This window comes from Microbacterium endophyticum, assembly GCF_011047135.1.
In the GTDB taxonomy this organism is placed as follows: domain Bacteria; phylum Actinomycetota; class Actinomycetes; order Actinomycetales; family Microbacteriaceae; genus Microbacterium; species Microbacterium endophyticum.
In genome coordinates this window covers 468,541-493,312 of record NZ_CP049255.1, presented here as the reverse complement: position 1 = coordinate 493,312, position 24,772 = coordinate 468,541, and the positions used below count along the sequence as shown (strand labels likewise).

Below are 24,772 nucleotides of genomic sequence, written 5' to 3'. Positions count from 1 at the left end.
TGAACACGCGACCGCCCAGCTTTACCTTCTGGCGCGGATTTCCGCTCATCGACCATCGTCGCAACGGTCCCCACCGATGCCCCGAAGCTGGAGCCAGTGCTGTTTACTCAAGCTGCGACACTGATCGCTAACGCATCGTCCTCTGACGAGTTTCACGCGCCCACAATTTGGGAGTTCTTCCCGGACGCGGTGTTCTTCGAGGGCACAGATTTCGCGATCACGCGTATCAACCTCATCCAGATGCTCGCTACTGCGGTGCTCGTCGTTCTGTTCGTTATCGGAACACGGCGCATGCGCCTCATTCCGACTCGTTTTCAGAGCATCATCGAGATGGGACTTGATTTCGTTCGGGTCAACATCGCGGAAGACCTGCTGGGCAAGAAAGATGGCAAACGCTTTCTGCCGATCCTGACAACGCTCTTCTTCATGATTCTCTTCATGAACTTGACGGGAATCATTCCGGGACTCAACATCGCCGGAACAAGCGTTATCGCAGTGCCACTTCTTTTGGCTGCGGTGGCGTACATCACGTTCATTTATGCCGGAGTGAAGAAGAACCCCGGCAACTTCTTCAAGAACTCGTTGATGCCGTCGGGCGTGCCGTGGCCGCTCTACATCATCATCATCCCGCTCGAGTTCTTGTCGACGTTCATCATTCGCCCGGTGACGCTCACGCTTCGTCTGCTGATGAACATGATCGTCGGACACCTCATGCTGGTGCTGTTCTTCTCGGCAACACAGTTCTTCATCTTCACCCTCGGCGGCTTCTGGTCGCTTCTGGGAGCGGGAACCCTCGCCTTCGGTCTTGTCTTCACCCTCTTCGAAATCCTGGTGGCAGTTCTCCAGGCCTACGTTTTCACCATCCTCACCGCGGTTTATATTCAGCTCGCGGTCGCGGAAGAGCACTGAGCGGGCTGGCTTTCGCCTGCCCACCCAACGAAAGGAAATAACCCGTGGACGCAACTACGGTTCTCGCACAGGTCACCGGTTCGATCGCGACGGTCGGTTACGGTCTCGCTGCAATCGGCCCCGCAATCGGCGTCGGTATCGTCGTCGGTAAGACGATCGAGGGCGTTGCTCGTCAGCCCGAGCTCGCCGGCCGCCTCCAGGTCCTGATGTTCATCGGTATCGCATTCACCGAGGCGCTTGCGTTCATCGGTATCGCTACCGGATTCATCTTCGGCGCCTGATTCCCCACCTATACAAGTAAGGAGACAGGATGCTATCCGCTCTTGTCACCCGCGCTGCCGAAGAGACTGAGGCGGCGCCAAACCCGCTGTTGCCTGCGACATACGACATCGTGTGGTCGGCAGTGTGCTTTGTTGTCATCCTCTTCGTCTTCTGGCGCGTTGTTCTGCCCAAGATGCAGGCGATGCTCGATGAGCGTGCAACTGCCATCGAAGGCAACATTGCGAAGGCCGACGAGGCTCAGCGTCAGGCGGAGGCTGCTCTCGAGGAGTACACCGCTCAGCTCGCCGAGGCTCGCAAAGAGGCTGGAGAGATCCGGGAAGCGGCTCGCGACGACGGCAAGAAGATTGTCGCCGAAGCGAAAGAGACAGCAACCACTGAGGCCGCTCGCGTCACGGCGGCTGCACAGTCGCAGATCGAGGCCGAGCGTCAGACTGCTCTTGTCTCCCTGCGGTCCGAAGTGGGCACCCTTGCTCTCGACCTTGCTGGTGGCGTAATCGGAGAGACACTCTCTGACGATGCAAAGGCACAGGCCGTTGTCGACCGGTTCCTCGCGGAGCTTGAAGAATCAGACGCAGTAGAAAAGGCGTCGAAGTAATGGGCAGCGCGACCACGCAGGCACTCGCGGCGACGTCGGCGGCACTCGATGCTGCATCCGGCGTCGACCTCGACGTCGCAAGGCAGCTGTTTACCGCGGCGCGCACTCTTGCTGACTCGGTGCAATTGCGCAGTGCTCTTGCTGACGGTGCTGCGGCTCCGTCAGCACGCACGGCAGTTGTCAAGGCAGTCTTCGCTAGTGAATTCGCGCCAGCTGCGGTGTCGCTGTTGAACGCGGCGGTCGAGCAGAGGTGGTCTTCGGATGCCGACCTGGTCGCTGGTGTTGAAGAGCTCGCAGTACGCGCATCAGTTGCCGCCGACTCATCGACCGACGTTGAAAGCGAGCTGTTCTGGTTCTCCCGCGTCGTTGCGGATAATCCAGAACTCGAGCTTGCTCTCGGAAGCCGACTGGGGGATGCCTCCGCGAAAGGGACACTCGTCGAGTCGCTCGTTCAGGGCAAGGTGAGCGCCGCTACGAGCTTGATTATCTCGTCGATCGTTCGCCAGCCCGGCGAACGTCGTGTTCGCGCAATCTTGAGTCAGGCGCTCGACATCGCCGCGCGCCAGCGCGGCCGAACTGTCGCAACGGTTACGACGGCTCACGATCTCGGTCCGAATCAGATCGATCGCCTGCGATCTGTTCTGAGTGCTCGCTACGGGACCGACGTTTCTATCAACGTGGTCATTGACGCGACTGTTGTTGGCGGCCTTCGAGTCGCCATCGGCGATGAGCTGATCGACGCGAGCGTTTCCACCCGATTGGCAGATCTTCGCCAGCGCCTCGCTGGCTGATCACAGACTTCCCGCTGTACGGCGGAGACTTCGGGGCCGAGGCCCCACAAACACGAAGGAAGACAATGGCAGAAATCTCCATCAGCCCCGACGTCATTCGTGACGCGCTGAAAGACTTCGTAGCCGCGTACGAGCCCACCGGCTCTGCTGCCGCTGAGGTCGGCACGGTCGTCGACGCCGCAGACGGCATCGCTCACGTCGAGGGTTTGCCGGGCGTTATGGCCAACGAGCTCGTCAAGTTCGCTGACGGCACGCTCGGCCTCGCTCTGAGCCTCGATGAGCACGTCATCGGTGTCGTCGTTCTCGGTGAGTTCGCCGGCGTCGAAGCCGGCCAGCAGGTCACCCGCACAGGTGAAGTGCTTTCGGTTCCTGTCGGTGACGGCTACCTCGGTCGCGTCGTTGACACGCTCGGCGCGCCCATCGATGGACTCGGCGAGATCGCAACGACCGGTCGTCGCGCGCTTGAGCTCCAGGCGCCCGGCGTCATGCAGCGTAAGAGTGTGCACGAGCCGCTCCAGACCGGTATCAAGGCAATCGACGCCATGATCCCTGTCGGTCGCGGCCAGCGTCAGCTCATCATCGGTGACCGTCAGACGGGTAAAACCGCGATCGCTATCGACACGATCATTAACCAGAAGGCGAACTGGGAGTCCGGCGACACCAACAAGCAGGTGCGCTGCATCTACGTGGCAATCGGCCAGAAGGGTTCCACGATCGCTTCGGTCAAGGGCGCTCTGGAAGACGCCGGCGCTATGGAGTACACGACCATCGTCGCGGCTCCCGCATCCGACCCCGCAGGCTTCAAATACCTGGCACCGTACACCGGCTCGGCTATCGGCCAGCACTGGATGTACGAGGGCAAGCACGTTCTCATCATCTTCGATGACCTGTCGAAGCAGGCCGAGGCCTACCGCGCCGTATCGCTTCTCCTGCGTCGTCCGCCGGGGCGCGAGGCATACCCGGGTGACGTCTTCTACCTGCACTCGCGTCTGCTCGAGCGTTGCGCCAAGCTCTCGGATGAGCTTGGTGCTGGTTCGATGACGGGTCTCCCGATCATCGAGACCAAGGCGAATGACGTTTCGGCGTACATCCCGACCAACGTGATCTCGATCACTGACGGACAGATCTTCCTCCAGTCCGACCTCTTCAACTCCAACCAGCGTCCTGCTGTCGACGTTGGAATTTCGGTGTCGCGTGTTGGTGGTGACGCGCAGGTGAAGTCCATCAAGAAGGTTTCGGGAACGCTCAAGCTCGAGCTCGCTCAGTATCGTTCGCTGCAGGCCTTTGCGATGTTCGCGTCGGACCTCGATGCCGCTTCGCGTCGTCAGCTCTCTCGCGGTGAGCGCCTGACTGAGCTGCTGAAGCAGCCGCAGTACTCGCCATACCCCGTTGAAGAGCAGGTCGTCTCGATTTGGGCAGGCACCAAGGGCAAGCTTGACTCGATCGAGGTCGAAGACGTCTTGCGTTTTGAGCGCGAACTACTCGACTACATGCGTCGCAACACGTCAATCCTCGACACGCTTCGTGAAACAAACGCGCTGAGCGACGACATTGTCGCCGAGATGGAAAAGGTCACTGACGATTTCATCCTCGAGTTCCAGGGGGGCAAAGGCCAGGCCATTGACGCTCCAGGACGCGAGGAGGTGGCGGCGGCGGCGGAAACCGACGTCAACCAGGAGAAGATCGTCAAGGGCCGTCGCGGCTAGATAACAGAGACGACGACTAATGGGCGCACAACTCAGGGTCTACAAGCAGAAGATTTCTTCTGCCCAGACGACCAAGAAGATCACGAAGGCGATGGAGCTCATCGCGGCTTCGCGCATTCAGAAGGCGATGGCGCGTGTACGCGCTTCTTCGCCGTTCGCGCGCGCCGTGACACGGGCTGTGTCGGCAGTTTCCACCCACTCGAACGTCGATCACCCTCTCACTCGTGAGCCCGAGGTGATCCACCGTTCCGCGGTGGTCATCTTCTCCTCTGACCGCGGACTCGCGGGCGCGTTCAACTCGCAGATTCTGCGCGAAGGACTCGAAGTGGGAGAGCTTCTTCGCTCGCAGGGTAAAGAGCCGGTGTTCTACCTTGTCGGGCGAAAAGCGGTTGGCTTCTTCCAATTCCGGAAGATGGTGAGCGCAGCGCAGTGGATCGGCGATACCGATACTCCGCACTTCGGCACCGCCGAAGAGATCGCTACAACTCTCCTCGACGCGTTCACGCGCGGCGGCGAGGGCGAAGGCGTCGACGAGATTCACCTCGTTTACAACCGCTTCGTCAGCATGATGGTGCAAAAGCCGGAGCGCGTGCGTTTGTTGCCGCTCGAGGTTGTCGAGGCCAGCGAGGACGCCAACGACGGTCAGATTTATCCGCTCTACGAATTCGAGCCGGATGCCGAAACCGTTTTGGACGCACTCTTGCCGGTATATATCCAAAGCCGCGTCTTCAACGCGCTTCTGCAGTCGTCGGCAGCAAAGCATGCCGCGACACAAAAGGCGATGAAGTCCGCAAGCGATAACGCCGACAAGCTCATCACTGACTACACCCGCCTCCGCAACAATGCGCGCCAGGCGGAGATCACGCAGCAGATCGCCGAGATCGTCGGCGGCGCCGACGCGCTCTCGTCGGGCAAATGACATTCACACGAAAGAGAAGATGACAATGACTTCTACCGCTGAAGCGACGCAGACCGCGGTCGTCGGTCGCGTTGCGCGCGTCAACGGCCCCGTCGTGGACATCGAGTTCCCTCACGATGACATCCCCGACATTTACAACGCTCTCAAGACGACGATCACGATCGGCGACGACAGCACCGAGATCACTCTCGAGGTTGCACAGCACCTTGGCGACGATCTCGTTCGCGCGATCGCGCTGAAGCCGACGGATGGCATCGTCCGAGGACAGGAAGTACGCGACACCGGCGGCCCCATCACGGTTCCCGTCGGTGACGTGACCAAGGGACGAGTGTTCAACGTCACGGGTGACATTTTGAACGCTGAGCCCGGTGAGAAGATCGAGATCAACGAGCGCTGGGGAATCCACCGCAAGGCTCCGAATTTCGATCAGCTTGAGTCGAAGACGCAGATGTTCGAGACCGGCATCAAGGTGATCGACCTGCTCACGCCTTATGTTCTGGGCGGAAAGATCGGCCTCTTCGGCGGTGCAGGTGTTGGTAAGACCGTGCTCATCCAAGAGATGATTCAGCGCGTTGCTCAGGATCACGGTGGTGTATCAGTGTTCGCCGGTGTGGGGGAGCGTACCCGTGAGGGTAACGACCTCATCGCCGAGATGGACGAAGCAGGCGTGTTCGATAAGACCGCTCTTGTGTTCGGCCAGATGGACGAGCCGCCGGGAACGCGTCTTCGTGTCGCGTTGTCGGCTCTGACCATGGCTGAGTACTTCCGTGACGTGCAGAAGCAGGACGTGCTGTTGTTCATCGACAACATCTTCCGCTTCACGCAGGCCGGTTCCGAGGTGTCTACTCTGCTGGGGCGTATGCCTTCGGCCGTGGGGTACCAGCCGAACCTCGCGGACGAGATGGGTGTGCTCCAGGAGCGCATCACCTCGACACGTGGACACTCGATCACGTCTCTTCAGGCCATCTACGTGCCTGCCGATGACTACACCGACCCGGCACCGGCAACGACGTTCGCTCACCTCGATGCGACAACCGAGCTGTCGCGTGAGATCGCGTCGAAGGGTCTCTACCCGGCTGTTGACCCGCTGACGTCAACGAGTCGTATTCTTGACCCCCGCTACATCGGTGATGACCACTACCGTGTGGCGACAGCGGTCAAGCAGATCCTTCAGAAGAACAAGGAACTGCAAGAAATCATCGCGATCCTCGGTGTTGACGAGCTTTCTGAAGAAGACAAGATTGTCGTCTCGCGAGCCCGCCGCATCCAGCAGTTCCTCTCACAGAACACCTACATGGCGAAGAAGTTCACCGGTGTCGAGGGCTCGACTGTGCCGATCAAGGAAACGATCGAATCGTTCGACGCGATCGTCAAGGGTGATTTCGACCACGTAGCCGAGCAGGCGTTCTTCAACGTCGGTGGTATCGCCGATGTCGAGGCCAACTGGGCTCGTATCCAGAAGGAGAACGGCTAACATGCCCCTGCACGTGAGCCTCGTCTCGGCCGACGCCGAGGTTTGGACGGGCGATGCGTCGCTCGTGGTCGCGAAGACCGTCGAGGGTGAGATCGGTTTGATGGCTGATCACGAACCTGTCCTGGCAATTCTTGCCGAGGGTCAGGTGCGCATCACCACTCTCGATGGTGAGAAGGTTCTCGCAAGTGCTCAGGATGGCTTTTTGTCGATGGAAGGCAACGTTCTGACGATCGTTGCCGGAAACGCAGCGCTCGTCTCCTGACGAACATTCACATCGCGCGCTGCCCGATTTCGGGCGGCGCGCGATGTTTTTCATGATGATTCTTCTTCCGCCCTCTGAGACGAAACGCCCAGGTGGCGTTGCGGAGCCGCTTAGCCTCGCTTCACTGGCGTTCGCAAAACTCACTCCCGTCCGCATGAACGTGCTCGACGCATTGGTCACGCTCTCGTCCAGTCCAGATGCAGCCGCGCGTGTGCTGAAGCTCAGTGCACGACAGCGGAGCGAGATCGTTGTAAACGCTGACGTCTATGTTTCTCCAACGATGCCGGCGATTGACCGGTATACCGGGGTCCTTTACGACGCGCTAGGCACGCACGATCTTGACGACTCTGCCCGCCGCTGGTTGGGAGACAACGTCGTCATCCACACAGCGCCCTTGGGGTTGGTGCGTGCGCTCGACCCGATTCCGGCATATCGTCTGGGCGCTGCAGCTTCGCTACCGGGCATAGCGTCGTTGCGTAAGACATGGGCTGACCCGGTATCTGACGCGCTGGTCGCAGCTGCGCCGCCGTTCATCCTCGATCTGCGATCGCAGGCGTATGTGGCGCTGGGACCGACCCCGCTGACCACGCCGAGCGTCTACGTTCGTGTAGTCGTCACGTCGGACGACGGAGCTGTACGCGCGCTTAATCACTTCAACAAGCACGCCAAAGGTGCGTTTGTTCGCGCTCTTGCGAAAGCGCAACCTGCATTGGATTCCCTCGATACGCTCTTGAATTGGGCCTTGGGTGCAGGATTCGACGTGCGCGAGTGTGGCGACGGCTCCTGGGATTTGGCAGTCAGCTAGGCGCGTCGCCACACGGTTCCTGTGAGAATGCCGAAAGGATCGCTATCATGAGCGTGCGGGTACGTTGTGACATATTCCGTTACCCAAGCTGACACCCGATCAAGGATGAAACGATGGTTCCTGGTATGAATTACGACAACGATGGAAGTGGCGCGGGCATAGTGCTCGCCTTCCTCCTGATCATTCTTCCTATTTTGTTCCTCTTCGCGATCGCCGGATACGTCATCGGCTCGTTCTTGTTGATGAAGATCTTCGACAAGGCGGGAGTACGGGGCAAGTGGCGTGCATGGATCCCGATCTATAACTACCTGATTTTTGCGAAGCTCGGTGACATGTCGCCGTGGTGGGTGCTCGGCGTCGCTATCGGAGCGAGCGCGTTGTCTTCGATTCCGGCTGTGGGATGGATTCTTGCGTTCGCTCCGCTTGTGCTCGGCATCATGTATTCCTGGCGTGTCGGGCTCAAGCTCGGGCGTGAATGGTACCTGCTTCTGCTATTCCTGATTCCGGGCCTCGGTACTCTCATTTGGCTCGCTATCTTGGCGTTCGATTCCTCCCGCTGGTCAACGGCGATCCGCCCGGCCCCGTGGAGCCGCAGCTTCCTTGCGGACAACACCGTTTGGGAGGGCGTGCCCCCTCAGCAAGGCGGCGCATCACCCATGCCACCCGCGCCAGGTTCTTACACTCCGCCGGCTCCTCCCGCACCTCCTGCTGGTGGCCCGGACGCTCCGCGCGCCTAGCCCCGTGACAGAAAACGCGCCTTCGCTGATGTGAAGGCGCGTTTTCTGTTGCCGCGCGCCCCGCGAAGCTCGCCCGTTCACGTCTACTAAGATGTGAAAACGCCGTGACCACGGCGCTGCAACGACCGCCAACTGGCGGGGAGGACAGGGCGTGCCCGAAGTATCCACCCGAACTCACTCTGTGACGCTGCCTCACGGCGAACTCACCCTCACCTGGGCAGCAGTCACAGACACCGGTCGTCGTCGTGAAATTAACCAGGACGCTGTGCTGGCCGATTTTCCGCTCTTCATCGTTGCAGATGGCATGGGCGGACATATCGGAGGCGAGATCGCCAGCGCGAGCACGATCACGCGCCTGACCGCGACGCTCGATGGTGCCAAAATGACGCCGCGCATCATCGAGAAGGCCCTCACGCGCGCCGTGAAAGACATCGCATCTCACCCCGAGGCAACCGATGAGGGAACGGGCACGACAGTGACAGGCGTGTACCTCGACGTGACCACGCCGGAGCCGCATTGGGTGACGTTGAACATCGGCGATTCACGTGTCTACTTGTCTCGCGATGGTTCGCTCGTGCAGATTACGACCGATCATTCAGTCGTGCAGGAGCTCATCGCGGCTGGACGGCTGAGTCCTGAAGAAGCCGAGAACCATCCGTACGGGAACGTCATCACGCGAGCCGTCGGACCGACAGAGAGCGTCAAACCTGACTATGTGCGCCTCGACCTCATCGACGGTGACAGGTTCGTGATCTGTTCTGACGGATTGACGAAAGAACTTACTGATTTCGGAATTCAGCACTTCTTGGACGAACACCGCGATCCCGCAGCGGCTGTATCGGCAATGTTGGACGCTGCGCTCGAAAACGGTGGCCGCGACAACGTGACAATCATTGTCCTCGATGTGGCGCTGCCGGGAGCGAATTAAGCGTCGTCTGCACAATGGCGCAGGGGCTGACATTTCTCACACAGTGTCAACGAGCCGCACGCTGAAATTGATGGTCGGCGTCTACTGGGGACATGCCGCAGACATCGGATCGCCTCTTTGACATCGACTCCCGTGCGGCCACTTCGCATTCCGGGGAACCACTGAGGCTCCCTGTCGCTGATCTGATGCCGCGCCGCCAAAGCGTGCCGATTCTTGCCGCATTCGTGCCGGTATTCGGAGCGGTCGCTCTGTGGTTGTTTACAGGTTCGATCTTCGCGCTCTGGTTTGCGGCTCTTGGCCCGTTGATTGCCGGTGCCAGCGCACTCGATGCGGGCCGTGCCGCCCGTAAACAACGTCGAGTCGCACGGCACACGCTGAGTACGGCTATCGCCGAAACGTCACGTCTTGTCGATGAACGCCATGACCGGGAGCGTAAACAGCTCGATAGCCAGCATCCTGATGTCATCCGGTTTCTTGCGGACGATACGGCCGTTTGGCGAGACAGGAGCAGCAGCGCTCCCGACATAGTTGTCGGTCGAGGGATCATGACAAGTAGCGTGCAGGTCACCGGTGGTGAAGGCGCGGAGGCCGATGCTCTTCGTGAGCGCGCGCGTCACTTGGCTGATGCACCGGTGATCGTGGCTGGTGGCGGAGGGATTGCTGTCGTGGGTCCGCAGCACCTAGCGGCTGCCGTCGTTCGCGCACTCGTCATTCAGCTATGCCTCGCGGTACCCCCGACGCGTCTGAGCGTTACGTCAGCAAAACCGGCGGACTGGACGCTTGCTCTTCCACACTGGAACAGCGGCGCGGCCCGGACGTTGAGCGTGTGCGAAGCTAGCGTGCCGCTTGATGGAGACTGCGACATCCTGATTGCGTGCGTTGAACCGGGCGCGCCGATTCCGCCCGGATGCGCTTGCGTCGTGACTTTGACTGGCCTAACCAGCGCGCGTGTCGATGAGCGCGCCCATTCAACTGCCGTCACCGTAGAGATGCTCGCTTCGGCTCAAGCACTCGATATTGCGGGCGATCTCAGCACGCGTGCTTGTGCATTTACAGCCGACCCTGGGCCGCCGCTGGTCGCACTCGGCGAGCTGTTACCGCGCTCAGCTGAGAACGTCCCAGTGCCGTTGCGCGTTCCGATCGGACACGACGGACATATGACGACGTGGATCGATCTGGTCGCCGACGGTCCACACGCGATCGTCGCGGGCGTCACCGGGTCAGGCAAGAGCGAATTACTGATTACGTGGATTACTGCGCTATGCGCAAGGTTTGACACCACCTCGGTGAGCTTTCTGCTCGTCGATTTCAAAGGGGGTACGGCGTTTGACGCCTTGCGCGCGCTGCCGCATGTCGCTGGAGTGATAACCGACCTCGACGCCACTGGCGCCCGGCGCGCGCTTAAGAGCCTCCGCGCAGAAGTCCAATGGCGCGAACGTGCCCTCGGCGAAGTCGGAGCACGCGAGATCGGCGACGAACGCGCAACGTTTCCGCGCCTCGTCATCGTGGTCGACGAGTTTGCGGCTCTCGTCTCGGCACACCCCGAGCTTCACGAGACCTTCGTCGATGTGGCCGCGCGCGGACGGGCCCTGGGTATGCATCTCGTCCTTGGTACACAGCGGGTGGCTGGCGTTGTGCGAGATTCATTGCTGGCAAACTGTCCGCTTCGGATGAGTCTGAGAGTCACCGACCCGGCCGATAGTAAGTCAGTCGTAGGTACTGATCACGCGTTTAGGCTGGCCGGCACACCGGAGGCCCGCGGATTCGCGATGATCAAGCGCTCGGGGGACGCGTTGCCGTCGTCGACGCGAATTGCGCTGACGACAGGCGAAGACATCGCACGGCTGGCCAAGACCTCGCGTGGGCCGGCACCTCGGCGTCCCTGGCTGCCGGCGCTTCCTAGTGATCTCGACAGATCCTCCCTGCAGACATCCCCGGTTATGGGGGACATCGTGCTGGGGCTCGCGGATGAACCGGATCAGCAGAGGCAGTGCACAGCGACGCTGAAGGCGGAAGACCGCGGCCTTCTGGTCATTGGCGGCGGAGGTAGCGGCAAGACGTCGGTGCTGGCGCTCATCGCGGAGCAATCCCCGAGCCCACGTCTCGTATGGGTTCCACGCGAAGTCGAAGGTGCGTGGGACACGCTTTCGAGCCTTGTCGATGATCCGCCCGATGGTGCCATCGTGCTCATCGACGATCTCGACTCAGTGCTGGCGCAGCTTCCGAGTGAATATGCCCTTGAAGCGGTTCACAACCTTGAACATGTATTGCGTGCAGCCGGAAAATACCGGGTTGTCGTTGCCGCGCAACGCTTCACCGGTGCGGTCTCGCGGGTAGCCGATTTACTGCCGCGTCGAGCCCTTCTCGCAATGCCGTCGCGTCAGGATTACGTTGCAGCCGGGGGAGACTCGGCGACGTTCTCCGAGCGGCGCCCGCCGGGACGCGCACGACTGGACGGCACACTCGTGCAGTTTGCGCGCCCGAGGGGCATGCCCGGCAACTCTTCCGCGAGCGAACCGTCGGTGTGGCGTCCGACTGCTCCAATAACTGGTTTTGTCCTCCGTCCCGGAGCAGCTGCCCGACGACTCTCGACCTCGTGGACCCAGGCAGGCTGTCGAGTCCTCAGCGTTGAAGAGGCGAATAGCCTCACATCGATCACAGATGTCGGAGAACGAGCACTCGTCATCGTTGGCGACGGAGAACAGTGGCAACGTTCATGGCGCACGCTGTCAGCGGTGCGCGAGAATCACGACTTCGTTGTCGACGCCGGGTGTGCGGCGGAGCTTCGCGTACTCACCGGCATCCGTGAACTTCCCCCGTACTGCAAGCCCGGAGCCCAGCGAGCCTGGCTCCTCAGTCGGGGCGAGCAGCCGCGGCGAGTGCGCATGTCGAAAGTCGATGCAGGGCCCGGAGCACAGCTCGCAGGTTAAACGACCGGCCGAATGACTCCCACATCGTGACTTCCGCCAGAGATGGTCAGCGGAAGTTGGGAAGTCACCGCTGCAACATCAGATGCCGGAAGCGCTCCGGCCTGCTCGAGTAGCGCGAGTGCGACAACATGGCTGACGCGATTGCTGCCGTCTAGAGTTTTGGCTGCAACCGTTGTGCCGTTCGGTGCCGTCATGATGATGACTCCTTCGGCGCCATACTTAGAAAAAACGCCAGAGCGTTCGATCGCGATTGTGTCGGGCTGCCCGGGGCCCTGAATCGCCCACGGGTTATCGCGTACCGCCTGAACGAGCGCGCCAGCATTTCGGTGCAGTGCGAATGGCGAAGTCGTCGAGGAGGTTGCGATTCGGTGAGCCGCGCGTGCCAGGGCGGACAAGCTGACGGCGTAAACAGGTGCGCCGCAACCATCGATCGCAGCATGCGCCATTTTTTCGCCCGTCAGCCGTTCGGCAACTTCGCGAATTTGCACCTGGAGCGGGTGCGATAGCTCGAGATACGTGCTCGTATCCCAGCCGTTTACAGAGCAAGCTAAAAGCATCGCGGCGTGCTTGCCAGAGCAGTTCATGCGAATTCGCGCTGGCTCGGCGCGATCGCGGACCATCTCGGCGCGTGTTGCGTTGTCGGTAGGCCAGGCGGGAGGGCAACCGAGCGCGTCTTCGTTGAGTCGTGCCGTCTCGAGTATCTCGCGCACGACTTCGACATGTCGATCGGTACCGGAGTGGCTTGCGGTCGCTACAGCGAGTCGTTCCGCGTCAAGCCATGCTCCCGCTGCCAGGCTACCGAGCGCTTGAATCGGCTTGAAGCTTGATCGCGGCAAAATGAGAGCGCCCACATCTCCGATCGTGCGTGCGACAGTTCCGTCGGGCGCGAGCACGATCGCTGATCCGACATGGCGAGACTCGACGAAGCCACTTCGTTCGACAACGGCAAGTTCAGCGGCATCTGCTGCGGCGATTGTGTGCGGCATCCGTCCAGACTACCGACCGGTGAGACCTGAATCGGAGCGTGGCACACTGATGAGATGCTCGGAGAACATCACTACGTCTTGACGGCCACATGGACGGGGGATCGCGGTACCGGCACGAGCGGTTACCGCGAGTACGGTCGCGATGTCACCCTCAGCGTGAACGGCAAGCCGGACGTCGCTGCATCCGCCGATGTGCCGTTTCGCGGCGATGCCGCGCGCTGGAACCCGGAAGACCTGTTGATCGGTTCACTCGTAGAGTGCCATCTACTGTCGTACCTTCACGCGTGCGTCGAGGCGGGCGTGGTTGTCACCGGATACCGCGACAAAGCGACGGCAACGATGCGCGAACACGGCAAGGCCTCGGGAGCTTTTGTCGAGGTGGTGCTGCACCCGGTTGTCACAGTGGCGGACGCGAGCATGGTGGATGCAGCTCTCGCAGCGCACGCAACCGCGCACGACCGCTGTTTTATCGCGAACTCGGTGAACTTTCCGGTGCTGCACGAGGCGACGATTCTCGTTTCCAACACGTAGGCCGAAAAATCAACCTCAGCGCCGCTCGTGGGGGAATACCTGTCTGATCCGCTCGATCGGGTTGTGGGCAGGAACCTCGTTATAGGTGCCCGCTAGCTCTTGGCCGGAAAGTTCATGGATCGCAGCCATGATCTCATCGGTGGCAAGTCGGCGCGCTTTTCCGGAGGTTGCCGGGCCATGGTGGCTGAGATCGAGGGGCTCACCGAATCGCACTGCAATGCGCGGATGAAGCCGCGGAAATTTTGCCCCAACGGGCATTGCTTCGTTGGTTCCAGCGAGACCAACGGGTACGACCGGAGCTCCGGTTTGGAGCGCGAGGAAAGCGACCCCCGTGCGGCCCTTATAGAGTCTGCCGTCGAGGGATCTAGTGCCCTCGGGGTAGAGGGCGATGGCTTTGCCGGCTTTCAACATTCGCTCTTGGGCGTCGAGGGCGTCGAGTGCTGCCTGGCCAGCACCTCGCTCAACCGGACTCGCGCCGAGCGCGGTGAAGAACTCGCGAGATATGCGGCCGCGAAGACCTGGGCCGTCGAAGTAGCTTGCCTTGGCAAGGAAATGCACCTGACGAGGTGCCGACATGGGGATTGCGAACGAGTCGATGAACGACAGGTGATTGCTCGCGAAGATCACCGGACCCTGGCGCGGTACGTGGTGCCGGCCCTCGATGCGGGGCCGGTAGACGACCCTCGCGAGCGGCGCGACGATACGTCGGCTGAAGAAATATGCGAAGCCCACATTTTTGACCGGCGTCGCGTCTTCGGGGCGCGCGGAGTCATCGGGCGTCTCGTCGGAGGTCACCAGACGAGGCTACTCCGATCTTTATGCTCCCCCTTGCATAGGTACCGCGCGGGTCCGTGCGTTCCGGCGCGGCACTCAGCTAGTCGATATCCTGATGGGGGAGGATAGTCGTACTCCCGCCCGACACCGATTGAGGTCCTCCGTGCGCATTCGTTCGCTCGCAGCTTTGTCCATTACGGCTATCGCCGCTCTATCCCTTGCTGGGTGCTCCGGCTCCGGCGACTCCGAGGCCAGCCCCAGCGCCGAGGTTTCAGACCTCTGTAGCGCTGCTGTCGACTCAGGTACCGCATCTGATGCCGTCTCTGTTTCGGGCGACTTCGGCTCGATGCCTGAAGACGTAACTTTCGACACACCTCTCGACATCAGCGAACTTGAGTCCACAATTGTGACAGAGGGAACCGGCGAGACAGTTTCGGCCGGTGACTTCGTGTCGTACGGAATTGCCGTCTACAACGCAGACACCGGCGAGTTGGTTGACAGTGTCGGCTACGAGCCCGGCGAGTTCCTGCCGCAGCAGGTTTCTCCTGATGCCGCATTCGGTCAGATTTTCGGGTGCGCTCCTATCGGCACGCGGGCGGTTGCGACTTTCCCTGAAACCGATTCGAGCGCCGCCGGTGTGTACGTCATCGACTCTCTCGAAATCGTTCCTACCGCAGCATGGGGCGAAGAGCAGACGCCCGCCGACGGATTCCCGACTGTCGTTCTCGACGACGACGGTGCTCCGACTATTACTCTTCCGGACTCCGACGCTCCGACAGATGTCGAGCTCGACACGCTGAAGCTCGGTGACGGCCCGGTCGTCGAATCCGGCGACACGGTATTGGTGCAGTACACGGGTGTGCAGTGGTCGGATGGAACCGTCTTCGACTCCAGCTGGGAAAGCGGGACACCCACGAGCTTTGTGACGACCCAGGTTGTGCCGGGCTTCCAGCAGGCGCTCGAGGGCCAGACCGTTGGGTCGCAGGTTTTGGTTGTGATCCCACCGGAGTACGGCTACGGCGAAGCGAGTGAGGACAACACCAACGCACTCGCTGGTGAAACCCTCGTTTTTGTGGTCGACATTCTCGGCACGCAGCACGCGACTACCGAGTAAGGACGTTCGGATGCCTCGGCGCATTGTCATTCTTGGCTCCACGGGATCGATCGGCACCCAGGCGCTGGATGTCATCGCCGAGCGTCGTGAACAATTCCAAGTCGTCGGGCTGGCCGCGGGTACCAACCGTGGCCAGCTCGACGCTCAGGCTGCAGCCTTCGGCGTTGAGCACACAGCTCTCGGCGTGGCTGAGGCAGAGCAGCTTGTGCGGCATGTCGATGCTGACGTCGTACTGAACGGCATCACCGGCTCGGTCGGGCTTGGACCAACGCTCGCAGCCTTGGAGATGGGTAGAACGCTTGCTCTGGCAAACAAAGAGTCGTTGATCGTCGGTGGCGAACTCGTGAAAGCGAAAGCCGCTCCCGGGCAGATCGTTCCGGTCGATTCGGAGCACTCCGCAATCGCCCAGTGCCTTCGATCGGGCGACACCGGTGAGGTGCGGCGCCTGGTTTTAACCGCATCCGGTGGGCCTTTTCGCGGTCGATCAGCCGCGCAGCTTGAAGACGTGACTCCCGCCCAGGCACTTGCACACCCGACGTGGGACATGGGACGGGTCGTCACAACGAACTCGGCGACACTGGTCAACAAAGGTTTGGAAGTCATCGAAGCCCACCTGCTTTTCGACGTTGACTATGACCACATCGACGTCGTGGTCCACCCTCAGTCGATAGTGCACTCGATGGTGGAGTTCTGGGACGGCTCAACGATTGCTCAGGCTTCCCCGCCCGACATGCGACTACCGATCTCGCTGGGCTTGGCATGGCCCGATCGAGTCAGTGGCGTGGGAGCGCCGCTCGACTGGGCGATGGCATCGACATGGGTGTTCGAGCCGCTCGACGAAGGTGCCTTCCCCGCGGTTTCCCTCGCGAAAGAAGTGGGCCGAGCGGGAAAGACTTTTCCGGCCGTTTTCAATGCGGCCAATGAGCAGGCGGTTGACGCTTTTCATGAGGGACGGCTATCGTTTCCCGGCATCATCGAGACGGTGCAGCGGACAGTCGACGCCCACGAAGCTCCAGCATCCCTCAGCCTCGATAGCCTCGCGGATGCCGAAGCTTGGGCCCGCCGAAGGGCCGACGAACTAATCGCCCGAAGCTGAGCGACGGTTACTCTTCGTCGGAATAGGGTACGGCCCACGACGGATTTGGCACGGGCCACCCTGCGTTGCGCAAAGCTCGTCTGGCGAGTTCCCGCGCCGAATACGGTGTGCGCTGGCCACGAATGTCGCGGTAGTCCTGGTGTCCTGGACCCGCCCACAGAATCGCGTCACCATCCGACACGAGACCGACGGCCTCGACGATGGCACGTTCCGGTGGTGAAAACTCGTAGATCTCAGCGTCAGGACGAGCCTGTCGAGCACCCTTGAGGAGAACGGATCTGATCCCTTCAGGATCCTCGAATCGCGGATGGTGGTCTGTGATCACCAAGATATCGCTACCTTCAACAGCAGTTCGACCCATGTCGAGCCGCTTGGTAGCGTCACGGTCGCCGTCAGCTCCGAAGAGCATCAGCACTCGCCCCGGCGTAACTCGCCGAATCGCCGCGAGGGTCTTTTCAAATGCGTCGGGGGAGTGGCCGAAGTCCACGTAGACGGCGGGACCCGTGAGCCCTGATACCAACTGAGTACGGCCAGGAAGATGAGCCTCGATGCGTCGCCCGTCGAGCGCGGCCCGGAGATCTGCCCACTCGTAGCCGCCTTCCAAGAGCATGACGATCGCGAGGGCGGAATTGGCCGCCATGTGGCGGCCAATCACGGGCACTGTCGTCGTAAGTGACCCGGCCGCGCCGCTCAGGGTGAATGTGGTGCCATCGGGCCGCTCTTCATCAATCGCAACCACCCAATCAGCTGCCGCTGCCGCTTCTGGATCCTCGGCGATATCGGGGGTAGCAACGGTCACGCACGGCACTTCGCACGCCGCGACGACGTCGGCACCTGCTGCGGAGTCAAGGCAAATGACGGCCCGCCGTGACCGGTCAGCGTGGAAAAGAGGAAGTTTGGCTTGAAAGTACTCCGCCATATCTGCGTAGTCGTCAAGGTGGTCGTGGCTCAAATTAGTGAAGCCCGCGACATCGAACATCATGCCGTCAACACGGTGACGGCTGAGAGCCTGAGCGCTAACTTCGACGGCAACAGCCTCGACGCCACGCTCGCGCATGAGTGCGAGTAACGCGTGGAACTCGGATGCCTCGGGTGTCGTGAGGCGTGACACGATGACTTGCCCAGCGATGTGCCTTTCGGCGGTCGAAGAAAGACCGGTGGACACGCCGAGCTGCGTCAAGATGCCCTCGAGGATGTGCGACACGCTGGTTTTTCCGTTGGTGCCCGTTGTCGCGAAAAGCAGCGGAAGGTCGTCGTCTGGGCCGGTACCGTATACCCACGCCGAGATATCGCCGAGCTGGGCTCTGGGGTTTTCGACGATGATCACGGGGAGACCAGCGTCCGCCGCGATCTCCGCGCCGGCAGCATCAGTCACGATGGCAACCGCGCCGCGGTCGGCCGCGATTGGCGCGAATTCGGCGCCGTGGCGGTTGACGCCCTGCATAGCGACGAAGGCTTCGCCCGCGCGAAGATCAGCTGTTGCCAGGGTGACTCCCGTCAGCGAGACGCCGGTGATCTCACCTCGGACCTCGCTGCCAAAGCGGGCGGCAAGGTCGGTAAGAGCACGTGACTGCGGCTTTTCAGGTCGTAGTACGGGAGGAAGATTCGGCGCCGGTTCGTGCGCGGATTTTGGCGTCATCATTGCAACTCATTCAACCAGATGACAGCGGGGGATACCGCGGAGTTGCAGCGCGGCATCCCCCGTGTCGTCGCGTGTTATGCCTTCTTACGCCGCAGGGCGACGGTGGCGACGACAAGAGCCGCAGCCCCGAGCACGAAGCCGGCAGACCCGAGCCCGATTCCGACCGCCGAAGCGGCATCAGCGGAAGCGGTGTCGTCTTCAGTGTCGGCATCGGCATCGTGACTGTGCTCGCCGCTTGATTCAGCCGTCGCTTCGCCAACAGTCACAGCCGGGGCGGGGCTTTCGAGCTCTTCGGCGTCCTGGCCATCCGCCGGAACCTGAGTCCACTCGGTCGAACCTGATTCGCAGACCTGGGTAACGGGGAACGCAAGGGTCTGCCCTGCCGTATCGTCTTCGTACTTCACGCCCAGCGAAATGGTGGCGCGCAGGCCAGATTCCACGGGCTCTTCGGCGGTGTAGACGACGCGCTTTACGAGTCCGTCTTCGCCGTCGCGCGTGACATCAATTGACCAACCGGCCTCGATCGTCGGCGAAACCGAGGCGAGACCATCGGGAATCTCGATGTCGAGCGACGTCGTCGGAGAACCGTCGCAGCCGTGGCTGAACGCGAAAGTGAGAACGCCGTACCCGCCGGCAACGGCATCCGTGTCGGGGGCTACCGTGACGTGAGCGCTCGCAGCAAGCGGCGCTGCGAGAACAAGCCCGGCGGCCAGAGCGGTGCCAGCGATCGCTGAACCGATGCGGCGGCGACGTGATGTGGGAGTGTGCATAAAAGTTTCTCTTCTGTGTTTTGCGGCGCCAAAGAGCGCCATGAAAGCGGATGCGCGTGCAAATTTTTCTATGCGCGCAACTGATGAGACGTTGTGAGGAATCAACGCCACGAATCAGGCGATACGAGAATCGCCGAGAAGAGACGGCGGACCGCGGGGTGTGAAAGGTGCATCGGCAAGGATGCGTGCCAGGGTGAATTCGACAGCACCGACGGGGGCGCTCGGTGCCGCGTGTGCCGGAAAGGACGGCACTGCGCCGGCGCGCGCAGCGACCTGCCACAGCGCAACGAGAACGAGAGCTACGACCGACTCGCCGTGACGAAGAGCGGCGAAGGCCGCGATGGCCGCGACGACGTGCGCGGTCAGCATGGGAGTGTCTGGCCAGCCCATCGACATCTCGGTCGCCGGTGCGAGTAGCTCGACCATTTCGTGATGTTGGTGCATTCCGGGTGGAACGAGGGTGCTGTCGAGCGTTACACCCGCGGTCATCGCGAACGCGATATGCAGGAGCGCTTGCGCGCTCAACACCGCGGCCGAGGTGCCGAACACCCCGCGGGTGCGACCGACAGCAAACGTCGCAACAGGCCAGGCCAAGAGAATTGTGGCGCACACGAGGGCGGCCGAGGGCGGCTCGCCACCACCGACAGTATGGGATACCGAGGCCAGGATCACCGAGATGATCGCCGCAAGCGCACCGCGAAGCGCTCGCAATTGGCGAACTGTCACAGCGGGCTCCTCGATCGGGGTTCTCGACGATCCTAATCGCGTTACCGATACAGTCACGGCTCGTTCAAAGGCATCCACCGCTACCGTGGCTCTGTGACTGTCATCGCCTTTGTTATCGGCATCGTTGTGCTCGTCGTCGGACTTGCTGTGTCGATTGCCGTTCACGAGCTGGGCCATCTTGCCCCGGCGAAGGCTTTCGGGGTGCGCGTCGGCCAGTACATGATCGGGTTCGGCCCCACCCTGTGGTCGCGTCGGAAGGGCGAGACCGAGTACGGGTTCAAAGCACTCCCGCTCGGCGGATACATCTCCATGGCGGGCATGTATCCGCCATCTCCCGCGGAACGGGAGCGCGAAGCAGCCGCGAAGCCAGCCCGCAAGACGCGTTTCTTTTCGACGATGGTGCAAGAAGCGCGGATGGCGAACGACGAGACTCTCGGCGACGACAACCGCGTGTTCTACAAGCTTCCGGTGTGGAAGCGCGTCGTCGTTATGCTCGGCGGCCCGTTCATGAATCTCGTGATGGCTGTTCTGCTGTTGACGATCCTGTACTCCGGGATCGGCGTGCAGACGGCAACGACAACGGTCGCCTCCGTCAGCGCCTGTGTGCCGGCAGAGGGCGCAAGCGAGTGCGCCGCGACAGACCCCGTAGCGCCTGCTGGGGCGGCAGGTTTCGAAGCGGGAGACGTGATCCTGTCGGTAGACGGGACGAGCGTGACAGATTTTGCCGAGGCATCCGCGATCATTCAGGATTCCCCCGGGCGCGCGGTAGCGGTCGTCGTCGAGCGCGACGGCGCGACCCAGACACTTACGCTCACTCCCGCCGTGCGAGAGGTGGATGGGGAAGAAGTCGGTTTCGCCGGAATTACTTCGCAGGTCGACTACGTTCGTCAACCAGTGTGGACCGGAGCCGCCGCAGCGGTGGAAAACACCGGAGCCGTTATCGGCGTCGTCGCCCAACTACCCGTGAAGGTCTACGACACGGCCGTGTCGTTGTTCACTGGAGCGGATCGTGATCCGGACGGCCCACTGTCAATCGTGGGCGCTGGCGTGATTGCCGGTGAAGTGGCCTCGGCGGACGCACCGATTCTCAACCGGGTTGCCGGCATCATTCAGCTTCTTGCGTCCCTCAATATCGCCCTGTTCGTCTTCAACCTGATTCCGTTGCTTCCCCTCGACGGCGGCCACATCGCAGTCGCGCTGTGGGACGGCATCAAGAAAACGTGGGCCAAGCTTTTTGCTCGCCCGGCGCCGAAGCCGGTCGATGCCACAAAGCTTGTTCCGGTGACATTCGTGGTCGTAATTCTGCTGTTTGCGATGGGAGCAATCCTCATCGTTGCCGACCTTGTGAACCCGCTTTCGATCTTTTAGACGAGCTCGCGGCTTTCTACGCTTCCGCTGGGTGTAATGCGTCGGCGATCAATTGCTGCAGAGTGCGCATGCCATCTCGGGAAAGTATCGACTCGAGATGGCCCTGCACCGAAGCGAAACCGGGACCACGCAGCGCATAGACATCTCCCGACCGGGTATCGGCTGACACGGATGCGCGCGAAGTCGACGTCGTACCTGGCTCGACGTGCGCGGTGAACGTGTTGTAAAACCCGATGGATGCCTTCTGACCAAACACGTCGACCTCGAGTTGCAAGCCCTGGTGTGGGTGCGCCAGCGGTGCGAGTTCGATGCCGAGCAGATGCGCGAGTATCTGGTGCGACAGGCACACCGCAAGAAGCGGCCGACGCTGTTCGACGCGACGAGCGACGATTTCTCTCATGCGCTCCATTCGCGCAGAGTTCGCATCGCGCGGGTCACCCGGGCCAGGTCCCGCCACGACGATATCGGCCGCATCGAGTTGCTCTTCGGTGACCTCATTCCACGGCACAATGCGGGCGTCGAGGCCGAGGTGTCGCAACTGGTGCGTGAGCATTGTCGTGAAGCGATCTTCGGCATCCACGACGACGGCGCTCAGCCCGATGAACGGCCCCTCGACACCAGATCCCTGCGGCTCCAACCAGAAAGCGGCCAGTCGCGCGTTTCGCGAGGCAAGCAATTGCGCGATCGCCGGGTCTTCGGCAAGCGGCGGACGATCGAGAGCGGGAGCATCGGGATCGACTGCAGGTTCGTCGCGGGCAATTGCACCGATCGCGCCGAGCACTCCCGCCGCTTTACCGTGAGTCTCGCTGACTTCTCCCATCGGGTCCGAGTGGCGCACGAGGGTTGCCCCGACCGGAACTCGCAGCGTGCCGTCAACCAGATACGCGGTGCGGATAAGAATGGGTGCATCGAGATCGTGCGTCGATTCGCCGTCGGCGACGTGCTCGCGCGGAGTGAAGAGTGCCGCAACTCCGGAGTAGTAGCCGCGGGGACCGCGTTCGTGGCGTGTAATGACGGTGCACGCGTTCTGCATGGGAGAACCCGTGACGGTTGGCGCAAACATCGTCTCGCGCAAGATGGCGCGCGGATCCAGTGTGCTGTGCCCCTCAAGGACATACTCGGTGTGTGTGAGTCTCGACATCTCCTTGAGCCGGGGGCCCGTAATCCGGCCACCATCCGAGCACACGGCGCTCATCATCTTTAGCTCTTCATCAACCACCATGAAGAGCTCTTCAGTCTCTTTGGTCGACTCAAGAAATTCGGTGAGCGTTTCGGCCGTCGCGCCGCCAACCGGATGACGGAATGTGCCAGAGATCGGGTTCATCGTCACAACGCCGTCGCGGGCGCTGACGTGGGCTTCAGGGCTTGCTCCGACGGCGATGTGGCCGTCCGTGGCAATCAGGAAGGTCCAGTAGGCGCCGCGTTCTTGACTCAGAAGCGCACGGAACCAGGTGAGCGCCGCTTCAAGCTCGGAAGAATCAATGCGCGCAGTGAAGTCGCGACGAATCACGAAGTTGGCACCTTCGCCGCGACCAATCTCGTCAGCAATCACGCGCCGCACGATGTCGGCGTATTCGGCATCAGGAATGTCGAAGCCGGCTCCGGTCAGCGCAATCTCTCGTGTCGGAAGTGCACCGAGTGCATCCTCCCGAGTAATCAGCGCGCGCTCGCCAACGACGACACAGCGCAGTGGTGCGCCGTCATCGTGACATTCGAAACCGCGCTCGCGCACCTGCCGGTAAGGCACGAGGGCAAGCACTTCCTGCGGGGTGCCGGAGGCATCGAGCAGGGGGATGTCAGCGAGCGCATCGACATCGACGACAGCACCGGTGAGTACCTCGACATCGCCGCCCTCGCGCGCGAGCAGCACAAGGGGCTGATCGGATGCCGCAGCTCGCAGACGTTCGAGCAGTGCAATGCCCGTTGCTGAAGAGACATCGTCGGTCATGATCGGTCCTTACTTCTCGTCCGCCCTTGGCCGCCGTTCACGAGAAAAGGCCGCCTGTTTCGGCGGCCTGGATTCGTGGAAACGCGAACTCACCGCCCGAGGGCGGTCCACCAGGATTGGTTCGCGTGCATGCCGTGAAAATTACCACATACACTCACCGCCGTTTCGCCGCGCTTCGTGCGGTTGGCGTTTGTTTTCACGTCTGGCTGCTCGTATCAGGGCCTCAAGAGCGCTGACCGGCGTAGGCTAATGACGTGCCAGCAGTCAATATCGGGATGCCCAAAGTCCCCGAAACACTAGCCCCGCGTCGTAAGAGTCGCCAGATCAAGGTCGGCAAAGTGCTCGTGGGAGGGGACGCTCCCGTCAGCGTGCAGTCGATGACGACAACACCGACAACAAACATCAACGCGACTCTGCAGCAGATCGCCGAGCTCACAGCATCTGGGTGCGAAATCGTGCGCGTCGCCGTGCCGACACAAGAAGATGCAGACGTTCTGCACATCATCGCGAAGAAGAGCCAGATCCCCGTCATCGCCGACATTCACTTCCAACCGAAGTACGTGTACCAGGCGATCGATGCGGGCTGCGCCGCTGTGCGCGTCAACCCCGGCAACATTCGCAAATTCGACGACCAGGTCGGATCAATCGCGGCAGCCGCGAAAGCCGCCGGTGTGTCACTTCGTATCGGTGTCAACGCCGGTTCCCTCGATCGCCGACTACTGGAAAAGTACGGCAAAGCCACCCCCGAGGCGCTTGCAGAGAGTGCGGTATGGGAAGCCTCGCTCTTTGAAGAGCATGATTTTCACGACTTCAAGATCTCGGTCAAGCACAACGACCCGGTGATCATGGTCAAGGCCTACCGCCTGTTGGCCGAGCGAGGGGACTGGCCACTTCACCTCGGAGTCACCGAAGCTGGCCCCGCCTTCCAAGGCACGATCAAGTCGGCAACGGCCTTCGGCATCCTGCTTTCTGAAGGCATCGGCGACACGATTCGTGTGTCGTTGTCTGCGCCTCCCGCCGAAGAAGTTAAAGTCGGCCACCAGATTCTGCAGTCGCTCAACCTGCGTGAGCGCAAGCTCGAGATTGTCTCGTGCCCCTCGTGCGGTCGCGCCCAGGTTGACGTCTACTCCCTTGCAGACAACGTCACCGAGGGCCTGAAAGACATGACAGTTCCACTGCGAGTGGCCGTCATGGGTTGCGTTGTGAACGGCCCCGGTGAAGCTCGCGACGCTGACCTCGGCGTTGCCTCCGGTAACGGTAAGGGTCAGATCTTCGTCAAGGGCGAGGTCGTCAAAACCGTGCCTGAGTCCGAAATCGTCCAGACTTTGATCGAAGAGGCTAATCGCATCGCCGACGCGATGGGTCCGAACGCCGCACCCGGCACCGCGCAGGTCATCACCGCGTAGTCGCCCGCCGAGGGGTCGCAACACGCCGCATGATGTCGTGCGGCGATGCGCCTTTGCGGCTTGTTGCGACCCC

The 24,772-nt window shown here is 61.6% G+C and carries 23 protein-coding genes; 17 read left to right on the top strand and 6 right to left on the bottom strand.

The features are described from left to right. The first annotated feature begins 96 nt into the window (after window positions 1-96). The 12 genes from atpB (at window position 97) to G6N83_RS02315 (ending at window position 12,338) form a co-directional block, all read left to right on the top strand. Window positions 97-909 (top strand): F0F1 ATP synthase subunit A, encoded by an 813-nt coding sequence (atpB, locus tag G6N83_RS02370; RefSeq protein ID WP_241246254.1) that lies wholly within the window; start codon window positions 97-99, stop codon window positions 907-909. A 44-nt stretch (window positions 910-953) separates the two neighbouring features. Continuing rightward, window positions 954-1,190: an ATP synthase F0 subunit C gene (gene atpE / locus G6N83_RS02365; protein ID WP_165138922.1), complete on the top strand. Its 237-nt coding sequence runs from the start codon at window positions 954-956 to the stop codon at window positions 1,188-1,190. A 29-nt stretch (window positions 1,191-1,219) separates the two neighbouring features. Further along, window positions 1,220-1,786 carry a F0F1 ATP synthase subunit B gene (locus tag G6N83_RS02360; RefSeq protein WP_165138920.1) on the top strand — a complete coding sequence of 189 codons (567 nt, stop codon included), beginning with the start codon at window positions 1,220-1,222 and terminating at the stop codon, window positions 1,784-1,786. After that, window positions 1,786-2,577 (top strand): F0F1 ATP synthase subunit delta, encoded by a 792-nt coding sequence (locus tag G6N83_RS02355; protein WP_165138918.1) that lies wholly within the window; start codon window positions 1,786-1,788, stop codon window positions 2,575-2,577. Before G6N83_RS02360 ends, G6N83_RS02355 begins: the two co-directional genes overlap by 1 nt. 65 nt (window positions 2,578-2,642) lie before the next feature. Next, on the top strand, window positions 2,643-4,283 hold the full coding sequence (gene atpA / locus G6N83_RS02350; protein ID WP_165138916.1) for a F0F1 ATP synthase subunit alpha: 1,641 nt from the start codon (window positions 2,643-2,645) through the stop codon (window positions 4,281-4,283). Between the two features lie 19 nt (window positions 4,284-4,302). Further along, window positions 4,303-5,202, top strand: a complete 900-nt coding sequence (locus G6N83_RS02345; RefSeq protein WP_165138914.1) for a F0F1 ATP synthase subunit gamma — start codon at window positions 4,303-4,305, stop codon at window positions 5,200-5,202. A gap of 19 nt (window positions 5,203-5,221) precedes the next feature. After that, window positions 5,222-6,676 carry a F0F1 ATP synthase subunit beta gene (gene atpD, locus G6N83_RS02340; protein ID WP_183408435.1) on the top strand — a complete coding sequence of 485 codons (1,455 nt, stop codon included), beginning with the start codon at window positions 5,222-5,224 and terminating at the stop codon, window positions 6,674-6,676. A 1-nt stretch (window position 6,677) separates the two neighbouring features. After that, entirely contained in the window at window positions 6,678-6,938 is a 261-nt protein-coding gene (locus G6N83_RS02335; protein WP_165138910.1) for a F0F1 ATP synthase subunit epsilon, read from the top strand. A gap of 52 nt (window positions 6,939-6,990) precedes the next feature. Further along, complete coding sequence (locus G6N83_RS02330; protein WP_165138908.1) at window positions 6,991-7,743, top strand: YaaA family protein; 753 nt, start codon at window positions 6,991-6,993, stop codon at window positions 7,741-7,743. A gap of 113 nt (window positions 7,744-7,856) precedes the next feature. Then, entirely contained in the window at window positions 7,857-8,480 is a 624-nt protein-coding gene (locus G6N83_RS02325) for a large exoprotein (protein WP_165138906.1), read from the top strand. Window positions 8,481-8,631: 151 nt separating this feature from the next. Continuing rightward, window positions 8,632-9,408: a PP2C family protein-serine/threonine phosphatase gene (locus G6N83_RS02320; protein WP_165138904.1), complete on the top strand. Its 777-nt coding sequence runs from the start codon at window positions 8,632-8,634 to the stop codon at window positions 9,406-9,408. 92 nt (window positions 9,409-9,500) lie between these two features. Continuing rightward, window positions 9,501-12,338: an FtsK/SpoIIIE domain-containing protein gene (locus tag G6N83_RS02315; RefSeq protein WP_165138902.1), complete on the top strand. Its 2,838-nt coding sequence runs from the start codon at window positions 9,501-9,503 to the stop codon at window positions 12,336-12,338. On the opposite strand, the gene G6N83_RS02310 is transcribed toward G6N83_RS02315, so the two are convergent. After that, window positions 12,335-13,324 (bottom strand): asparaginase, encoded by a 990-nt coding sequence (locus G6N83_RS02310; protein WP_165138900.1) that lies wholly within the window; start codon window positions 13,322-13,324, stop codon window positions 12,335-12,337. The genes G6N83_RS02315 and G6N83_RS02310 overlap by 4 nt on opposite strands. A 54-nt stretch (window positions 13,325-13,378) precedes the next feature. On the opposite strand from G6N83_RS02310, the gene G6N83_RS02305 reads away from it, so the two are divergent. Next, window positions 13,379-13,855 (top strand): OsmC family protein, encoded by a 477-nt coding sequence (locus tag G6N83_RS02305; RefSeq protein WP_165138898.1) that lies wholly within the window; start codon window positions 13,379-13,381, stop codon window positions 13,853-13,855. A gap of 15 nt (window positions 13,856-13,870) precedes the next feature. On the opposite strand, the gene G6N83_RS02300 is transcribed toward G6N83_RS02305, so the two are convergent. Beyond that, window positions 13,871-14,650, bottom strand: coding sequence for a lysophospholipid acyltransferase family protein (locus tag G6N83_RS02300; RefSeq protein WP_165138896.1), 780 nt, complete (start codon window positions 14,648-14,650; stop codon window positions 13,871-13,873). 142 nt (window positions 14,651-14,792) lie between these two features. Between G6N83_RS02300 and G6N83_RS02295 the strand changes: the two genes are divergently transcribed. Together G6N83_RS02295 and dxr are read left to right on the top strand one after the other, a co-directional pair. Continuing rightward, window positions 14,793-15,743, top strand: a complete 951-nt coding sequence (locus tag G6N83_RS02295; RefSeq protein ID WP_165138894.1) for an FKBP-type peptidyl-prolyl cis-trans isomerase — start codon at window positions 14,793-14,795, stop codon at window positions 15,741-15,743. Window positions 15,744-15,753: 10 nt separating this feature from the next. Continuing rightward, entirely contained in the window at window positions 15,754-16,839 is a 1,086-nt protein-coding gene (dxr, locus tag G6N83_RS02290) for a 1-deoxy-D-xylulose-5-phosphate reductoisomerase (protein ID WP_165138892.1), read from the top strand. Window positions 16,840-16,846: 7 nt separating this feature from the next. On the opposite strand, the gene G6N83_RS02285 is transcribed toward dxr, so the two are convergent. The 3 genes from G6N83_RS02285 to G6N83_RS02275 all read right to left on the bottom strand — a co-directional run bounded on the left by G6N83_RS02285 (window position 16,847) and on the right by G6N83_RS02275 (window position 19,977). Then, on the bottom strand, window positions 16,847-18,481 hold the full coding sequence (locus G6N83_RS02285; protein ID WP_241246253.1) for a Mur ligase family protein: 1,635 nt from the start codon (window positions 18,479-18,481) through the stop codon (window positions 16,847-16,849). A gap of 74 nt (window positions 18,482-18,555) precedes the next feature. Then, entirely contained in the window at window positions 18,556-19,251 is a 696-nt protein-coding gene (locus tag G6N83_RS02280; RefSeq protein WP_165138890.1) for a YcnI family protein, read from the bottom strand. Window positions 19,252-19,365: 114 nt separating this feature from the next. Continuing rightward, the gene (locus tag G6N83_RS02275; protein WP_165138888.1) at window positions 19,366-19,977 is read right to left on the bottom strand and encodes a hypothetical protein; all 612 of its coding nucleotides are present in this window, start codon (window positions 19,975-19,977) and stop codon (window positions 19,366-19,368) included. A gap of 93 nt (window positions 19,978-20,070) precedes the next feature. Between G6N83_RS02275 and G6N83_RS02270 the strand changes: the two genes are divergently transcribed. Continuing rightward, complete coding sequence (locus tag G6N83_RS02270; RefSeq protein WP_165138886.1) at window positions 20,071-21,345, top strand: M50 family metallopeptidase; 1,275 nt, start codon at window positions 20,071-20,073, stop codon at window positions 21,343-21,345. Window positions 21,346-21,361: 16 nt separating this feature from the next. Here the strand turns inward: G6N83_RS02270 and G6N83_RS02265 are convergent, their stop codons facing one another. Beyond that, on the bottom strand, window positions 21,362-23,293 hold the full coding sequence (locus G6N83_RS02265; protein WP_165138884.1) for an anthranilate synthase family protein: 1,932 nt from the start codon (window positions 23,291-23,293) through the stop codon (window positions 21,362-21,364). Between the two features lie 275 nt (window positions 23,294-23,568). Here G6N83_RS02265 and ispG point away from each other — a divergent pair, with 275 nt between their 5' ends. Continuing rightward, window positions 23,569-24,699: a flavodoxin-dependent (E)-4-hydroxy-3-methylbut-2-enyl-diphosphate synthase gene (gene ispG / locus G6N83_RS02260; protein ID WP_165143043.1), complete on the top strand. Its 1,131-nt coding sequence runs from the start codon at window positions 23,569-23,571 to the stop codon at window positions 24,697-24,699. Window positions 24,700-24,772 lie beyond the last annotated feature (73 nt).

Bases quoted from the DNA above. Each gene is read 5' to 3' on its own strand.
- ispG (WP_165143043.1), top strand. From the start codon at position 23,569: ATGCCCAAAGTCCCCGAAACACTAGCCCCGCGTCGTAAGAGTCGCCAG.
- G6N83_RS02360 (WP_165138920.1), top strand. From the start codon at position 1,220: ATGCTATCCGCTCTTGTCACCCGCGCTGCCGAAGAGACTGAGGCGGCG.
- atpD (WP_183408435.1), top strand. From the start codon at position 5,222: ATGACAATGACTTCTACCGCTGAAGCGACGCAGACCGCGGTCGTCGGT.
- G6N83_RS02315 (WP_165138902.1), top strand. From the start codon at position 9,501: ATGCCGCAGACATCGGATCGCCTCTTTGACATCGACTCCCGTGCGGCC.
- G6N83_RS02355 (WP_165138918.1), top strand. From the start codon at position 1,786: ATGGGCAGCGCGACCACGCAGGCACTCGCGGCGACGTCGGCGGCACTC.
- G6N83_RS02310 (WP_165138900.1), bottom strand. From the start codon at position 13,324: ATGCCGCACACAATCGCCGCAGCAGATGCCGCTGAACTTGCCGTTGTC.
- G6N83_RS02325 (WP_165138906.1), top strand. From the start codon at position 7,857: ATGGTTCCTGGTATGAATTACGACAACGATGGAAGTGGCGCGGGCATA.
- G6N83_RS02330 (WP_165138908.1), top strand. From the start codon at position 6,991: ATGATGATTCTTCTTCCGCCCTCTGAGACGAAACGCCCAGGTGGCGTT.
- dxr (WP_165138892.1), top strand. From the start codon at position 15,754: ATGCCTCGGCGCATTGTCATTCTTGGCTCCACGGGATCGATCGGCACC.
- G6N83_RS02305 (WP_165138898.1), top strand. From the start codon at position 13,379: ATGCTCGGAGAACATCACTACGTCTTGACGGCCACATGGACGGGGGAT.
- G6N83_RS02280 (WP_165138890.1), bottom strand. From the start codon at position 19,251: ATGCACACTCCCACATCACGTCGCCGCCGCATCGGTTCAGCGATCGCT.
- G6N83_RS02345 (WP_165138914.1), top strand. From the start codon at position 4,303: ATGGGCGCACAACTCAGGGTCTACAAGCAGAAGATTTCTTCTGCCCAG.
- G6N83_RS02265 (WP_165138884.1), bottom strand. From the start codon at position 23,293: ATGACCGACGATGTCTCTTCAGCAACGGGCATTGCACTGCTCGAACGT.
- G6N83_RS02285 (WP_241246253.1), bottom strand. From the start codon at position 18,481: ATGATGACGCCAAAATCCGCGCACGAACCGGCGCCGAATCTTCCTCCC.
- G6N83_RS02335 (WP_165138910.1), top strand. From the start codon at position 6,678: ATGCCCCTGCACGTGAGCCTCGTCTCGGCCGACGCCGAGGTTTGGACG.
- atpA (WP_165138916.1), top strand. From the start codon at position 2,643: ATGGCAGAAATCTCCATCAGCCCCGACGTCATTCGTGACGCGCTGAAA.